14 protein-coding genes are annotated in these 15,627 nt (G+C 54.6%); 10 read left to right on the forward strand and 4 right to left on the reverse strand.

The features are described 5' to 3' along the window. Nucleotides 1-149: 149 nt before the first annotated feature. Nucleotides 150-920: a DNA-binding transcriptional repressor YgbI gene (gene ygbI / locus AC1RKG_RS05035; protein WP_020825931.1), complete on the forward strand. Its 771-nt coding sequence runs from the start codon at nucleotides 150-152 to the stop codon at nucleotides 918-920. Nucleotides 921-997: 77 nt separating this feature from the next. Here ygbI and AC1RKG_RS05040 read toward each other — a convergent pair whose 3' ends face one another. From AC1RKG_RS05040 to AC1RKG_RS05050, 3 genes are read right to left on the reverse strand one after another with little or no spacing between them, the layout of a single operon-like run. After that, nucleotides 998-1,765, reverse strand: coding sequence for a molybdopterin-dependent oxidoreductase (locus AC1RKG_RS05040; protein WP_020825932.1), 768 nt, complete (start codon nucleotides 1,763-1,765; stop codon nucleotides 998-1,000). Beyond that, nucleotides 1,755-2,363, reverse strand: coding sequence for a cytochrome b/b6 domain-containing protein (locus AC1RKG_RS05045; RefSeq protein ID WP_020825933.1), 609 nt, complete (start codon nucleotides 2,361-2,363; stop codon nucleotides 1,755-1,757). Before AC1RKG_RS05045 ends, AC1RKG_RS05040 begins: the two co-directional genes overlap by 11 nt. A 14-nt stretch (nucleotides 2,364-2,377) precedes the next feature. Beyond that, the gene (locus AC1RKG_RS05050) at nucleotides 2,378-3,004 is read right to left on the reverse strand and encodes a hypothetical protein (RefSeq protein WP_493182269.1); all 627 of its coding nucleotides are present in this window, start codon (nucleotides 3,002-3,004) and stop codon (nucleotides 2,378-2,380) included. Nucleotides 3,005-3,144: 140 nt separating this feature from the next. Between AC1RKG_RS05050 and AC1RKG_RS05055 the strand changes: the two genes are divergently transcribed. From AC1RKG_RS05055 to AC1RKG_RS05095, 9 genes are all read left to right on the forward strand, one after another. After that, on the forward strand, nucleotides 3,145-3,816 hold the full coding sequence (locus tag AC1RKG_RS05055) for a heavy metal response regulator transcription factor (protein WP_020825935.1): 672 nt from the start codon (nucleotides 3,145-3,147) through the stop codon (nucleotides 3,814-3,816). Beyond that, on the forward strand, nucleotides 3,813-5,237 hold the full coding sequence (locus tag AC1RKG_RS05060; RefSeq protein WP_130015999.1) for a heavy metal sensor histidine kinase: 1,425 nt from the start codon (nucleotides 3,813-3,815) through the stop codon (nucleotides 5,235-5,237). The genes AC1RKG_RS05055 and AC1RKG_RS05060 overlap by 4 nt, the downstream gene beginning before the upstream one ends. Before the next feature lie 531 nt (nucleotides 5,238-5,768). Continuing rightward, nucleotides 5,769-6,608 (forward strand): winged helix-turn-helix domain-containing protein, encoded by an 840-nt coding sequence (locus tag AC1RKG_RS05065; RefSeq protein WP_142815646.1) that lies wholly within the window; start codon nucleotides 5,769-5,771, stop codon nucleotides 6,606-6,608. Between the two features lie 204 nt (nucleotides 6,609-6,812). Next, on the forward strand, nucleotides 6,813-7,442 hold the full coding sequence (locus AC1RKG_RS05070) for a LuxR C-terminal-related transcriptional regulator (RefSeq protein WP_493182271.1): 630 nt from the start codon (nucleotides 6,813-6,815) through the stop codon (nucleotides 7,440-7,442). Nucleotides 7,443-7,910: 468 nt separating this feature from the next. Continuing rightward, complete coding sequence (ecpA, locus tag AC1RKG_RS05075; RefSeq protein WP_020825939.1) at nucleotides 7,911-8,498, forward strand: common pilus major fimbrillin subunit EcpA; 588 nt, start codon at nucleotides 7,911-7,913, stop codon at nucleotides 8,496-8,498. Between the two features lie 79 nt (nucleotides 8,499-8,577). Beyond that, on the forward strand, nucleotides 8,578-9,246 hold the full coding sequence (locus tag AC1RKG_RS05080; RefSeq protein ID WP_493182272.1) for an EcpB family pilus assembly chaperone: 669 nt from the start codon (nucleotides 8,578-8,580) through the stop codon (nucleotides 9,244-9,246). A gap of 79 nt (nucleotides 9,247-9,325) precedes the next feature. After that, nucleotides 9,326-11,851, forward strand: coding sequence for a CS1-pili formation C-terminal domain-containing protein (locus AC1RKG_RS05085; RefSeq protein ID WP_493182566.1), 2,526 nt, complete (start codon nucleotides 9,326-9,328; stop codon nucleotides 11,849-11,851). Further along, nucleotides 11,841-13,475, forward strand: coding sequence for a fimbrial adhesin EcpD (ecpD, locus tag AC1RKG_RS05090; RefSeq protein ID WP_115059434.1), 1,635 nt, complete (start codon nucleotides 11,841-11,843; stop codon nucleotides 13,473-13,475). The genes AC1RKG_RS05085 and ecpD overlap by 11 nt, the downstream gene beginning before the upstream one ends. A 10-nt stretch (nucleotides 13,476-13,485) precedes the next feature. After that, nucleotides 13,486-14,151: a fimbria/pilus periplasmic chaperone gene (locus tag AC1RKG_RS05095; RefSeq protein WP_041414348.1), complete on the forward strand. Its 666-nt coding sequence runs from the start codon at nucleotides 13,486-13,488 to the stop codon at nucleotides 14,149-14,151. A 7-nt stretch (nucleotides 14,152-14,158) separates the two neighbouring features. Here AC1RKG_RS05095 and AC1RKG_RS05100 read toward each other — a convergent pair whose 3' ends face one another. Then, complete coding sequence (locus AC1RKG_RS05100) at nucleotides 14,159-15,625, reverse strand: sensor histidine kinase (protein ID WP_020825944.1); 1,467 nt, start codon at nucleotides 15,623-15,625, stop codon at nucleotides 14,159-14,161. Between the last annotated feature and the right edge of the window lie 2 nt (nucleotides 15,626-15,627).

The raw sequence follows: 15,627 nt of genomic DNA on the forward strand, positions 1-15,627 counted from the left end.
GTGTCGAGTTATCTCACTGTTTTAAAAATATTTAAAATAAGTCATCGATACCATGAGCGATCTCACGACCTGCAAAATGGCTGCTTTCATCGAACGAAAATTGACGTAAAATCACAATTATTATCACTGCGGTTAAAAGAGAGGGAACCGTGATACCTGTAGAACGCCATCAGCAAATTTTAGCGCTGGTATCAGAACGCGGGGTGGTCAGTATTGCCGAATTGACCGAGCGGCTGGGAGTGTCGCATATGACGATTCGCCGCGATCTGCAAAAACTGGAAGAGCAGGGCGCGGTACTGGCAGTGTCAGGCGGGGTGCAATCTGCTGAACGGGTGGCGATTGAACCTTCTCATCAGGATAAGGAAGGGATGTACAGCCAACAGAAAGCGGCCATCGGTCAGTTGGCTGCCCGGCAGGTCCCGCCCAACAGCTGCATTTATCTGGATGCGGGCACCACTACGCTGGCATTGGCAAAGCACCTCAGTGAGCGCGAAGATCTGACGGTGGTCACCAATGATTTTGTGATTGCGGGCTACCTGATAGAACACAGCCAGTGCAAGATCATTCACACCGGCGGCACCGTCTGTCGCGAGAACCGTTCCTGCGTTGGTGAAGCGGCGGCTCAGGCGCTACGTGGGTTGTTTATCGACCTGGCGTTTATTTCCGCCTCATCATGGAGCATGCGCGGCCTGTCGACGCCCAATGAAGATAAGGTGATGGTGAAGAAAGCCATCGTTGACGCCAGTCGCCGCTGTATCCTGCTCAGCGATACCTCAAAATACGGTAAAATAGCCACCTATCTGGCGTTGCCGATTGCGGTATTTGACGCGATTATTACCGATGATAATCTGCCCGCCGCAGCGCGAGAGGCGATCCTGCAGGCGGATATCACGCTGATGACGACCGGGGAGAAAAGCTGAACATAGCCTCGTATTAACAGCGTCGGAATAAATGCACCAGCGGGGGGGGGAGCTCTCTGCGCAGCGCTACGCAGAAATTAAATGCCGCTGAACCAGTTATAGCCCTGATCTTCCCAGTAACCGCCAGGATTGGTATCGCTGACGAAAATGGCGGCGATATGTTTGGCGTTCTTGAAGCCCAGCTTGGTCGGCACCCGCAGCCGCAGCGGATAACCGTAATCGGCCGGCAGCGCCTTGCCGCCGAAATCCAGCGCCAGAATGGTTTGTGGATGCAGGGCGGTGGCCATATCGATGCTGGAATAGTAACGATCCGCGCATTTGAATCCGACGTAACGGGCGTTCAGATCCGCCCCGATGTGCTGCAGGAAATTGCGCAGCGGCACGCCACCCCATTGGCCAATGGCGCTCCAGCCCTCGATGCAGATTAACCGGGTTATCTGGCTTTGCTGCGGCAGGCGTTGCAGTTGCTCCAGCGTCCAGGGGGCCTTTTTTTCTACTTTACCGGAGACTTCCAGCCGGTAGCTGGCGAGATCCACTTCCGGAACGTTGTATTCCGGGTAATACGCGTTGAACGGGAACGGATGGGTAATCTGATCCGAACGGTAGGTCTGCGCCAGCTTTTGGCCGTTGAACAGCCAGGCTTGCACCCGATCGTTCCAGCGGGACATTGCCCACAGCACTTTATCCACCTGGTCACCGTCCTGCAGGTTGCAGCCGGTCAGCATGGCAACGCCACCCAGCGTCAGGCCGGAGCGAAGCATCAGGCGGCGCTGCAAATTAACCAGCTGTTTCTTTTGTGCCGGTTCCAGCCCCGGTGCCATGGGGCGCTGTTTTTTATCCGTCATGTTTGCCACCCGTTATCATTGCCCACAGCGTGCGCGGCACGATAATCACCATCAGCAGGTGAATCACCACAAATAAGCCAATGCCTGCCATGGCGAAAAAATGTACGTAACGCGCAATGTCAAAGCCGCCGAACAGGCTAACCAAACCTTGTAACTGCACCGGTTTCCAAATGGCTAGTCCGGAGAGCACCAGCAGCAGCCCCAGAAGCAGTACGCCGAGGTACATCAGTTTTTGAATGGCGTTGTAATGACCATGCTGATGTTTGAGCCGCAGCGTCACGGCTTGCCAGATATCGCGCCGCAGCGCGCCGAGGCCAAGCGGCAGCAGATCGCGCCGCAAGTGGCCGCTGAACAGGCTCCACAAGACATAACACAGCGCGTTGCAGGCCAGCAGCCACATCACCGCCAGATGCCAGCCGATCGCGCCGCCCAGCCAGCCGCCGAGCGTGACTTGCGGCGGAAAGCGGAAGCCGAACAGCGGCGAAGCGTTATAGATTTCCCAGCCGCTCATGAACATGCAGACCATGGCGAACAGGTTAATCCAATGGGTCAGGCGGACCGGCCAGCGATGCACCGGCCGCGGCGCGTTGCTTTTCATCATGCACTCCTGAATTACATCGGTGGAACGGTACCGTCTTTGCCGGCAGAAATGCGGGTAGCAACGCGTTCGCCCTTATCGTCCATGGCGGAGAACAACACGATATGCGCGCCCGGTTTCAACAGGCTGCGGTCACCGGGATCCAGGGTAACGATCGGCACATCTTCCGGCACGTTAACGGTTTTCTGCTGGTTACCGTAGGTCACGGTCAGGGTGCGGCCGTTGGACTTCACCAGTTTGCCCACGGTGCCGTTGGTCATGGTGTCGACCTTACCGTCGGCGGATTCCCAGGCCGAGTGGCCTTCGCCGGTGCCACGCAGGCTGGCTGCGAACACGTGCACTTCCAACGCTTTCAAAGAGCCGTCCGGCTGCGGTACGGCAGCGGTGCCGATAAAGCTGTCCGGCTTGATATCATCCAGCGTGCCCTTCGACACGCTCAGCACTCGGGTCTGGTCATTGAGCTTGACGCTGACCTTTTCCCCTTTGCGATCGGTGACCTGCAGGCTGGTGTCGCTCACCTGATCGATAACGCCACGCAGCGGGGCAATCACCTTGCCTGGGGTTTGCGCTGCGGCGGCCGCACCGCTGCACAGCATGAGAGTGGAAAGCAGTAAACCGGCAAAACGATGACGGGTAATCATAAAGTTCTCCTTTGTTTAGGTTGCCGGTTAAGCATGGTTGAACACCGGGGACAGCACCATGTCCGTTTGATGACATTAATGTCATCAAGAATGTCCGCCAGAACTGCTAGTATTTCCGCAAGAGTCATGAGGTGGCGATAATGCGAATACTGGTGGTTGAAGACGACATCAGCACGGGTGATTACCTGAAAAAGGGGCTGGGAGAGGCGGGGTACAGCGTCGATTTGGCACGTAACGGCACCGACGGCCTGTTTCGGGCACTGGAACACGGCTATGACGCTATCGTGCTGGACGTAATGTTGCCGGGGCTGGACGGCTGGCAGATTATCGAGGTACTGCGCAAGAAAAGTGATGTGCCCATTCTATTTCTGACCGCGCGAGATGGGGTGCAGGATCGCATTCATGGCCTCGAACTGGGTGCCGATGATTACCTGATTAAGCCCTTCTCCTTTACGGAACTGGTGTTGCGTCTGCGCACTTTGCTGCGGCGTGGCACGGTACGTGAAGCCGATCACTATGTAATAGCCGACCTGCAGCTCGACGTGCTGCGCCGTAAAGCGGTGCGGCAGGAGCAGGTGATCGCGCTGACCAATAAAGAATTTATGTTGTTGCATCTTCTGGTACGACGTGAGGGGGAGGTATTGTCACGCACCATGATCGCCTCCCAGGTTTGGGACATGAACTTTGACAGCGATACCAACGTGGTGGATGTCGCCATCAAGCGGCTGCGTGCCAAGATTGACCGGCCGTTCGAGGTCAAGCTGATCCACAGCGTGCGTGGTATCGGCTACGTTTGCGAACCGCGTTCATGAAGGCCGTGATCCAGCGTTGGCGCGTCTTGTCACTGACGTTGCGCAGCGCCATGTTGTTTGCGCTGGTGGCGGCTCTGGTGGTTAGCGGCGCGGGCGGCTACCTGTACGGTGCAATGCGTCAGGAGATGACTACCCGTAGCGATTTGCAGGTTACCGGCCGGGTGGAGTATTACCGCAATTTGCTGAGTCAGCGTTTTCCGTTGGAGCGTCTGACGGCGAATACCGGCCTGTTCGAAAATATGCTGGGTAACGAACAGGACGTGCTGATTTTTCAGCAGCCGGGGAAAAAACCGTTAATCAACGTGAATCCGGCGAGGTTGATCCTGCCACCGGTGATCCCGACGCCGGTCGGCACGCCGCAGCGCTTGAGCGCGGTTCAAGGCGGAATGACCGCTCAAGGAGTGCCATTGCGTGCTGCATCGGCACTGGTCAGGCTGGAGGACGGTAACCTGCTGCAAATTTCGGCTGCCCATGTGATGGTCAATGAGCAGAAGATGCTGGCGCGTTATCTCTGGCGGATCGTCGCCGCCGTCGCGGTGGCATTTATTCTGATTGCATTGCTGGGGTACTGGGTGATGCGCCGCGGGCTGCAGCCACTGTGGCGAATGGCGGCGCAGGCGGCGGTGATCACCCCGAACACGCTGTCGACTCGCCTGAGCGAGCACGGGGTACCGAAGGAATTGCAGCAACTGACCCGTTCGTTCAACGCCATGTTGGATCGCCTGAATGAAGGTTATCTGCGCCTGACGCAATTCTCCGCCGATTTGGCCCATGAAATCCGCACGCCGGTAGGGGCACTGATGGGGCACTGTCAGGTAGCGCTGTATCAGGCGCGCAGTGTGGAAGAGTATGAAACCTTGTTGTCGAACAACATGGAGGAGCTGGAGCGTATTTCCCGTATGGTGGAAAATATTCTATTTCTGGCGCGCGCCGGCGAAGGGCAAGCGGTGTTGAACCCTCAGCGGCTTGATGTGGCGCAAGAGCTGCAACGGGTGGCTGACTACTTCGAAGGTTTGGCGGAAGAACGCGGCATTACGTTGGTCTGCCAGGGAGAAGGGCAATGGATGGCGGATGCCATGCTGTTTCAGCGCGCATTGAGTAACCTGGTCTCCAACGCGGTACGCTATGCCGATGAAAACAGTCAGGTACAGCTGCAGGCTGTCAGTCAGGCCGATGGTGGGCTGGCGATACTGGTTATCAATCAGGGCCCGCCGATCTCCCCGGCGCATCTGAACAAATTGTTCGACCGCTTCTATCGTGCCGATGCCGCCCGCAGTTCCGGCAGCCATGCCAGCGGACTGGGGCTGGCGATCGTCCGTGCGATAATGACACTGCATGGCGGCACAGCGCACGCCCATTGTGTTGTCGAAGAAAATACTGCTCGCATCACCTTCAGCCTGATATTCCCCGCGCAAGAATAGCCTATTTCCCACGCCGGATTTGATTGGCTGGGTCGGCCAAATCCGTTTATCCGGCCTGGTCGAAACTCTTTACTTTCATTTACCGCTGGGCTAACCCAATCACCTCCGGATCAAAAAATTAATTCTGACCAGAATTAGGGCAATGTTGTGGCCTAAGCCCGGTTTTTTGGCGGCGACCCCTTTTGGCAAAATTCACCCATCGTTACGTTGTTATTAAAATTGCTTGCATTAAAGGAATGACGAGAATTTTCAGCTTAAAGGCGGTAATTTACAAAACAAAAAACTAACTTTAAGATCTTTTACATATAAATATATCAATGATGTGGATGTTTGTATAATCTTTGGTTATGACATATGAGAAAATTCTTATATCAAAAATGATAAGGTGAGAAATATTTACTTTGTGGCGTTAATTGATTTTCAGAAGGGTCAGTGGCTAAGGTTGGCTAATTAACCTGATTAAATATTGCTTAATATTCTATTAACATTTAACGCCGGCGATAAATAATCCTAGAGTGAAACCTGTGAAAAATGAAATATAGAATTAATGACCACATCATTTTTGACGTGGATACGGGAACCATGAGCCTGACAGAGTTTCCTGACGATCCCATCTCTATTTCCAATCCGTCGAAGCGGTTACTGCTGCTATTGATTACGCATCATGGCGAGCCAGTGGGGCGGGAGGTAATATTCAAGAAGGTTTGGGATGATTATGGCATGGTGTCAGGCAACAATAATCTTAACCAATGTGTGAGTAAATTACGTCGGGTTATTAAAAATCTGGGCATTGAGGACGAGGTGATTGTCACCGTCCCCAAGGTCGGTTTTATGCTGCGATATGAAATTAGGGTGGAGTCTTGCGAAGGGCCGGAAGATCGTTTCGTAAATGGAGATATAAATTCCCCTCCACCGGCGCCGGTTCAAGCGGAAATCGCGCCTTCGTCAGGCTCTTCAGCCGCAGCCGAAGCGGTTTATACCGGGTATTCCCGGCGCTGGTGGGCGATAGTCAGCGTAGTGGCATTGGGGGTAATTATGCTGGCGGTTGGCATTACCACCTATCTCACCGGTTCGGTTTCCCGGCAAGAAATCTATCTGGGCAAAGTCAGCAGTTGTAAGGTGTTTATGTCGATGCCGGGCGCCTCAGCTGCCGTCAGTGCTGCTCTAAGTCGCGACATTCTGGCCTATGCGGGCCCGCAAACGGCAGAGTGCAGCGGTGACGAATTCCTGTTGGTAGTACGCAGCAATCAGGTACGTTCTTACATTTCGGGCATTTCCCGACTGTTTTTTCTGCGCTGTCGCATTTTACGCGAACATCGGGTAGAGATTTGCTCTGGACTCGAAAGCGATAACGCCGCAATTCTTAATTAATCATCAATCGGTGTCAGGATGAACGCCACCCCGGGGAAAGGAATATGCCACCAATCTTTATTGTCTTGATATTAAATACTTAATTTTCACCGCCTGGTTAATAATGCAGCATTTGTTTGATGCAAGCCTTATATTTTGCTCGCCGGCGCTGCCTTGCATTTCCGCGCCAACCGCTTTTGTGATACCTAATTATGGTAATAGATTATGAAAAATATCTCTTTCAGGGAGGACATTCTCTTTTTCGAACCCAACCCCTGGGTGAGAAAAGGATTACGGGCACTTATTGGAACCGAACCCATACACTACCAATTTGTGCACAGCATCAGGGCAGTGGAGGCAGGGTTAAAGGAGAATGAGAAACAAATCCTCATAATGGAGCTGTATAATGAAAGTGAGAGTTTGTATGATGTATTACATTTCATCCTGACGATAAAGGATATTTGGCCCAAGACGCCACTGATCATATTTACTGACGTGACCAATGCCAGCATATTGACCATTCTGGCTGCTCAAACGCATTTATCCCTGGTGGCCAAAGACGATCCCTTGGATTGCCTGTATCAGGCCATTGACGCTGTCGGCACGGGGGTAAGTTACCGTAGTCCGGCGATTCAGGCAGCGTTGATATCCGCGGTAGAGCCCTTGTCCCGTAGCGAATGGCAAATATTGGCGATGATGATCGCCGGCGCCAATCCGCGACATATCGCCAGTATTACCCATCGCAGTTGTAAAACGGTCAGTAGCCATAAGCTGAATATCATGCGTAAGCTGAGGCTTAATCAAGCAGGGTTTATGCGCCTGATTTTGGCCTTCAGGACTCAACACCCGGCCTAAAAATTCGCCGTCGGTTGTAATGGCACACGCCGCGCCGGCGGTTTAATACTTTCTCGTTCCAAGCGCTTATCCCCCCTTTATTTCCTGCCAGCCACCCAGATGAATTGATCTGCATCAAATTAAACATCCTACAAAAATAAACCTGTCGCCCTTATTTATGCGCTGACGCAATAGTGCGTTTTATATACCGTTAACGTGGTTTTAGAGGGGATGAAAACAATAGGTGTTTTGTTCCCTGCAGCATCATTACATGGCCCTTTTAACTTACCGGAAGCAAAATAAACATTAAAGTAAGAATAAAAATCTAAATATTTGACCATTGGTAGTTAATGGTTCTTTTTTTGATTTGATGCGGTTACTCTTTTCTCCGTCAAGCAGACTGGCTAAAAGCACTCATGCAAGTGACTGATTAAGGCACGTCAGGCTAATGGACGCACAATCATATTTAAAGTTGAAGGGAGTTTTACCATGAAGAAAATTACACTGGCTCTGGCAATCATTTCCGCCTTCGCTGCGGTCAGCACTGCTCAAGCCGCCGACGTTACCGCTCAGGCGCTGGCTACCTGGTCTGCTACCGCGAAGAAAGACACCACCAGCAAACTGGTTGTTACCCCAATCGGCAGCCTGTCTTTCAACTATGCGGAAGGCATCAAGGGTTTCAACAGCCAGAAAGGTCTGTTTGACGTGACCGTAGAAGGGGATGCCACTGCAACTGCCTTCAAACTGACTTCTAAACTGGTTTCAAACACCCTGACTCAGCTGGATACCTCTGGCTCAACCCTGAATGTCGGCGTGAACTACAACGGCGCAGCGGTAGAGAAAACGGCGGAAACCACCATGATCGACACCTCTGCCGGCATTTTGGGCGGCAACCTGAGCGCGTTATCCAACGCTTACAATCAGGCTGTCCGCACCAGCGCACAAGATCAGTTCACTTTCACCATTATTGGCGCCACCTCTGACGGCACCACTGCGGTCACCGACTTCAGCACCCTGCCGGAAGGTATCTGGAGCGGTGACGTGAGCGTGGAATTCAACGCCACCTGGACTGCGTAATCCCCGAGTTGCTGGTTTAGAGCAGGGGGCAATCCCCTGCTTATTCCACCCCGCTGAAGAACGTCACTGGAATACCGTTATGAAACTACTCTCTCTCGCCACCTGCCTGTTGCTATCGCTGTCTCAACCTGTTTTCGCGCTCGACGTCGGTGAGATCAGCTCGTTCATGCACAGCGATAGCGCGCGTCTGAGTAAAGAAATCAAGAACACCACCGACAGCGGTCGTCTGGTGAATATCAAGATCGAGCGAATTTCCAGCCCGCTGGAGTCCGGCACGGTGCTCCCGATGGGCAGTAAAGATGAAATGTTGCTGTCGCCGGCCAGCCTGATATTACCGGCCAATGCCAGCGACGTGATCCGTTTCTATTACAAAGGCCCCAGCGACAACCAGGAACGGTATTACCGCATTGTCTGGTTCGATCAGGCGTTGAGCGATGTGGGGAAAAACTCGGCTAAACGCAACGCGGTTGCCACCACATCGGCACGTATCGGCACCATTTTGGTGGTGGCGCCACGGCAGGACCAATTCGACTATCAGTTTGCCGACGGCCAGATCAAAAACACCGGCAACGCCACCTTTAAGGTGGTGGCCTACGGTAATTGCCGCGACAAGAAAGAGGGGAGTGACTGCAAGGAAAACTATTTCGTCATGCCGGGCAAGGCTCGAGCTTTCAGCAAGGTGGACGTCCGCGACAAGAAGGGTCGCGTTGCGCTGTGGCATGGCGACCAGTTTATCCCGGTGAAATAACGGACTGCGTAACCCACGGCAAAGCCTATACGGAATGGAACTCATAACAAGAATTCAAGGAGTGGATGTGAAAGGTGCGCTGGATGATGTGTTGTTGAAAACCCTGCTTGCCGCCGGCGCGCTTGTGCTTCCTGCCGTGCTGTTGCCGGGTCAGACGACGATGGCTGCCGGACTGACCCAGATTGATGGCGTTTTGATCCCCCAGACCTTCAGCCTGGCGTTGCGCGAAGGCATGAGCATCCCCCTGCTGTTGCACTTTGAAAAAAACAGCGGTGTAAAAGACGACCGCCGTATTGGCCATGCCTTTTTGTACCTCGAAAACGACCAACTAAAAATTCGCCAAATTACCCTGGAAGATGGCGACGAGGGGACACCGCTGACTGCGGAAACCATCAAACAGCTGCAGGCGCTGCAGGAGGCCGCATTTGATCGGCAGCAGCGTATTGCGCTGACGCCCGACGCCTGGCTGGCGCTGGATTTCCGTCAGCTCAATTTACAGCTGGTGGTGAAAGCGTCCGCGATGGGAACCCTGCTCCGCGCGCGCTCCAGCGACATTGGCGCGTCGAGCGTCAATGCCGTCAGCAGCACGCTGGACTATAACCTTGGTATTTACGATAACCGCACCCGTGCCAGCGAGGGCAACACTTCCAGTTACCTGTCACTCAACAGCGTTACCGCTCTGCGCGAGCACCACGTGGAAGTGAACGGTTCGATTTACGGCATCGGCAGCGGCGACGAAAACGCTACGCTGTATAAGGCGATGTACGAGCGCGATTTTGCCGGCCGCCGCTTTGCCGCCGGTATGCTCGACAGCTGGAACCTGCAGTCGCTGGGACCGGTCACCACCATCAACTCCAGCAAGATCTACGGCCTGTCCTACGGTAACCGTGCCAACTCTACCGTTTTTGATAACAGCCAGTCGCTGACGCCGATCGTGGCATTTTTCCCATCGGCGGGGGAAGTGCACTTGTCGCGTGAAGGGCGGCTGCTCAGCGTACAAAATTTTGCCATGGGTAACCATGAAGTGGATACCGGTAACTTGCCTTACGGCATTTATGACGTCGAAGTCGAAGTGGTGGTCAACGGCAAGGTGGTAGATAAGCGCATGCAGCGGGTGAACAAACTGTTCAGCCCCAATCGTGGTGCCAATGCGCCGCTGGCCTGGCAGTTTTGGGGCGGAATGATCCGTATGGACGACTGGCGCGGCGATAACCAACGTCAGCGACCGGCGAAAGATTCTTATCTGCTGGGTGCCTCTGCTACCGGCAACGTAAACAGGCTCAACTGGGCGCTGTCCGGCTATTCGTTTGACAGCAACGCGGTCGGTGAAAGCCGCATCAGCGTACCGCTCACCGAGTCGATTCAGTTCAACCTGCAGAACATGGCGGCCTCCGACAGCTCATGGAGCCTGGTTAACAGCGTCAGCGCAGCACTGCCTGGCGGTTTCAGCAGTTTGTGGATCAATCAGGAAAAAACCTCGATTGGCGACAAACTGCTGCAAAACGATGCATATAACCGTGCCATCGGCGGCACGATGAATTTTGGTGCGCTATGGTCGCCGTTGGGCAGTCTGAGTCTCAGTTACAACGACGATAAGAAGAACAACAGTCATTACTACAACGCCGATTATTATCAAAATGTGTTTACTGGCCGTTTTGGCACGCTGGGCGTACGCGCCGGCATACAGCGCTATAACAACGGTGGCTACAGCGCAAATACCGGTAAATATATTGCGCTGGACTTCTCTTTGCCGATGGGCAATTGGCTCAGCGCCGGAGTTTCCAATCAAAACGGCTATACCACGGCTAACCTGGCGGCGCGCAAGGATATTCAAAACGGGCCGATCCGCACCCTCGGCGCCAACCTGTCGCGGGCGATATCCGGCGACACTAACGGCGATAACAGCCTTAACGGCGGTGCATACGCGCGCTTTGATACCAAATATTCCGCCGGTACGGTCAACGTCAGCAGCTCCGCCGACGGTTACGTCAACTCGAGCCTGTCCGCCAGCGGCAGCGTGGGTTGGCAGGGGCGTGATATTGCGGCCAGCGGCCGAAGCGAAGGGAATGCGGGCATCATCTTTAATACCGGTATTGAAAACGACGGCATGCTGACCGCCCGGGTCGACGGACGGACGGTCAAGCTGACTGGCAATAAAAACTATGTGCCGTTGTCGCCGTACGGTCAGTACGAAGTGGAGTTGATGAACAATAAAAACTCGGCGGAAAGCTTCGATATCGTCACCAAACGCAAGAGCAAGCTGACGCTGTATCCGGGTAACGTGGCGGTGATCACGCCAGAAATCAAACAGATGGTGACGGTGTTTGGTCGCATCAAGGCTGAAGACGGCACGCTGCTGGCCAACGCCTATATCAAAAACCATATCGGGCGCACCCGCACCGATGACAAAGGCGAATTCATTATGGACGTCGATAAGAAATTCCCGGTTATCGACTTTACGCATAGCGGTAACCAGAGCTGCGAAGTGGATCTGGATCTGAGCAAGGCTCAGGGCGCCGTGTGGGTCGGTGACGTGGTCTGTACCGGGCTGAAAACCTATGCCGGCAACAATATGCAGGCAGGAGAAACGATCAATGAAGGCTAAAATTGCGCTGCTGCTTATGCTGTGGGTGGCCCTGCCGTTGCGTGCGGCGGTTACCGTTACCAACTGGCCAAACGCCGCGACCGTGAAGTTCGTGTTCGTTGAAAACAACGCCGACGACAACTTTTTCGTTACGCCGTCCGGGGTGCTGGATCCGCGCATGACCGGTGCGAATAAATGGACCGGCCTGAAATACGGCGGCTCCGGCACCATTTATCAGCAGAGCCTGGGCTATGTGGACAATGGTTATAACACCGGCCTGTCGGCGAACAACCGCTTTGACATGTGGCTGGAAAATGCCCCGATAAAAAATCCGTTCCTCGGCCTGCGCTGCATTAACTGGTATGCGGGCTGTAATATGGACACCAGCCTGATCCTGCCGCAAAGCACCGATGAAAAAGGGTTTTATGGTGCGGTGGTGACGCCGGGCGGCGCAAAATGGATGCACGGCATGATGTCGCCGAGTTTCTACCAATATTTGCAGCAGATGGCCCCCGGCGATGCATTCAGTATGCAGATTAACAGCTGCCAGACCTCGGCCACTTATGATGCCGGCGCTGGGGGACGGTGCCAGAACCAGGCCAGCGGTAATTGGTATAAACGCACCGTGACCCACAGCAAGGCCGCGCATCTGCGCTTTATCAACACCAACGCGGTATCGGAAGTGTTTGTTAACAGCGACGGCGTGCCGATCATCGGTGAGGGGAATGCCGACTGTAAAAACCAGACTATCGGTGCGCGCGCCGGCATCATGTGCAAAATGGTCAGCTACGATCTGCAGACCGATGGCAGCGTCAGCAATACCTCGATTCACGTGTTCCCGGCCATTAACCATGCGGCGCTGTCCTCGGCGGTTAACGCCGCCGACCTGCAGTTCAGTCTGAACGGCAACACCTGGAAAAACACTTCCGGTACCGGCAGCTATTACACCTTTAACGAGCTGAAAAGCAGCAATGCCATCTACGTCTTTTTCGCCAGCAACTTCTTTAAGCAGATGGTGAAGCTGGGGATCTCCGACAGTGGCACTCGCGACCTGATTAACTTCCGCTTCCAGAACACCACGTCGCCGGAGTCCGGCTGGTATGAGTTTTCCACCTCAAACCAGCTGATTATTAAACCGCGCGATTTCAGCATTAGCATTATTTCTGACGACTATGACAATACCCCTCATCGTGAAGGTTACGTTGGACCGGGTGAGCCACCGCTGGAGTTTACTTATATTGTTACCACCAGTGGTAAAACCGCTGCCGATGAGGTGAGAGTCATGGCCACCGGCCCGACACAGGCCCTCAGCGGCAGAAGCTACTGCATTTTTTCCTCGGCGGATAACAGCACCAAAGTACCGTTCCCGGCGACGCTGAGCATCACTACCAGCACCAACGGGCAGCAGGATTATGACGCCGGCTGCGACGGGCAGTGGCATGACATGACGAATGCGTTATGGAGCAGTACGCCGTGGAATGACATTTCCGGCGAGGTAGGGGTGTTAAACAAAACACGGGTGAAATTCAGTATTCCGATGAATAACCCGATTTCACTGAGGACGATTGAAGGTAATGGTTGGTACGGCGACGTTAGCGCCGCCGGTGAGATCCATGTTGAAGCCACCTGGCGCAACATTAACTAGGGGAAAGGCTGTGAGAAGCTTGCTGCTCGGGCTATTGTGCCTGCCATTTTATGCCAGCGCGATTAACGTTGGCACCCTGACGTTCGCCATGGATCAGGACCAATCCTTCACCGCCAAGCGGGTGCTGAACAATAACCGCAGCGCGCGTATTTATCAGGTGACGCTGCGGGCCATTGATCGACCGGGTGATAGCGAAACGCGGAGCAAACCGGCCGATGGCGAACTGCTGTTTGCCCCTCGTCAACTCCAGCTGCAGGCGGGACAGAGCGAATATTACAAGTTCTTTTACCGCGGGCCGCAGGATAACCGCGAACGCTATTACCGGGTATCGTTCCGAGAAATTCCGACCCGTTTATTCGATCCCGCAGGGCAAAAGGCGACTGGCGTGACGCTGGAGCCAATCGTGGTAATGGACACCATTTTGGTGGTGCGGCCGCGTCAGACCAATTTTGCCTATCGGCTCGATTCACAGCGCGGCACCGTCACCAATACCGGCAACACCTACTTCAAGCTGTTGATCAAGCCCGGTTGCGACAGTACCGACGAAGAAGGGGTAACCGAATACCTGCGTCCTGGCGATACTTTGACTCATGCCGGTATTCGCCAGAAAGGGCAGAAATTTATTATCTATAACGACAAATTTATCAGCATCGATAAAAGCTGCCTCAACGAATAATAACGCGCTAACGCAGCGGGATTGAGAAGCGGAAGCAGGCACCGCGTTGCGGTTGTTCGATCAGTTGGATATCGCTGTCGTGCAGCAACAAAATGCGCCGCACGATCATCAATCCCAGCCCGCTGGCGTGGCGACGCGCGCTGCTCAGAATAGAAGGGCGAACGAACAGATCGGCGCGCAGCTCCTGTGGGATACCGGGGCCACTGTCGTTAAGTTGAACCAGCACCTTGCCTGCCTGCTGCCAGAGCCGCACTTCAATCTCGCCCCCCTGTGGCGTGTGACGAATAGCGTTGTCCAGCAGGTTGGTCAACACGCGTTCAATCATGCTGACATCGGCGAACACCAATGGAATGCCCGGGGCGATATCAGCCAGCAGCCGTTGCTGGCGAGCCTCGGCTGCCAGCTCGAACTTCTGGAACACATCCTGCACCAGCTCGCTGAGCGAGAACGGCTCTTTCTGCGGTTTCACCACGCCATACTCCAGCCGTGCCAGCTCGAACAGCTCCTGCGCCAGCCGACCGACCTTGCGGCTCTGCGCCAGCGCGATCTCCAGATAGCGTTGGCGATCGTTTTCACTCAGGCTGGCGGATTTTACCGACAGCGTTTCCAGGTAGCCGTGCAGCGAAGTCAGCGGGGTACGCAGGTCGTGCGAGATATTGGCGATAAACTCGCGGCGCTGTTGGTCCTGCTGTGAAAGCGACTGCCACTGTAAGGCGATGCGTTGCGCCATGCTGTTGAAGGCTTGCTGCAGTCGGCTGACCTCGTCGCGTCCGGCGGCGTCGACCGGCAGCGCGGCATAGGCCTGTACCGCAGCGATGCCGCCGCTGTCCAGCTCGCTGACCTGACGCGTAAGACGACGGATTGGCCGGGTGACCCAATAGAACGCGAATCCGCCGGCCAACAGGCTGAACAGCACCATCAGGCCCGATGACCACAGCGCCATGGAAACCGCAGAGCTAAACAGCGCGTTGCTGGCCAGCGCGTCGTAGTCTTCGCCCAGCAGCACCACGTACAAATAGCCTTCAACCTGACCATTGACCTTCAGCGGTGCGGCGCTGAACACTTTTCTGGCATTCGGGTTGCGCGGGTCATCGCCGTAAACCGGCATGCTGGCGCCATCGAACAAGGCCTGCAACGGCAGCAAATCCACTTTCTGGCGTTTCAGGTGGCCGGCCGGCGCGGCGTTGCCAATGATATTGCCCTGTTTGTCGAGCAGGTAGACCTCAACGCTGGGGTTTACCGCCATCAGTTGATCGAACAGGCTGTGAACCGAGGGGGCGTTCAGCCCGTTTTGCCCCAACAGCGGGTTACTGTCGGCAATGTGCTGCGCCAGATTACCGGACAACCGCTGGATCACCGCCTGGCTATACTGGGTACTGCTGCGCACCTGCATCCAGCCGGATATGGCGCAGCTGACCACCATCAGCAGTGCGAAGATCAGGGTCAGACGTTGCGTTAACGTAAGGTTTTTCATGA

The organism is Serratia sp. GW822-FHT06D09 (genome assembly GCF_058799515.1).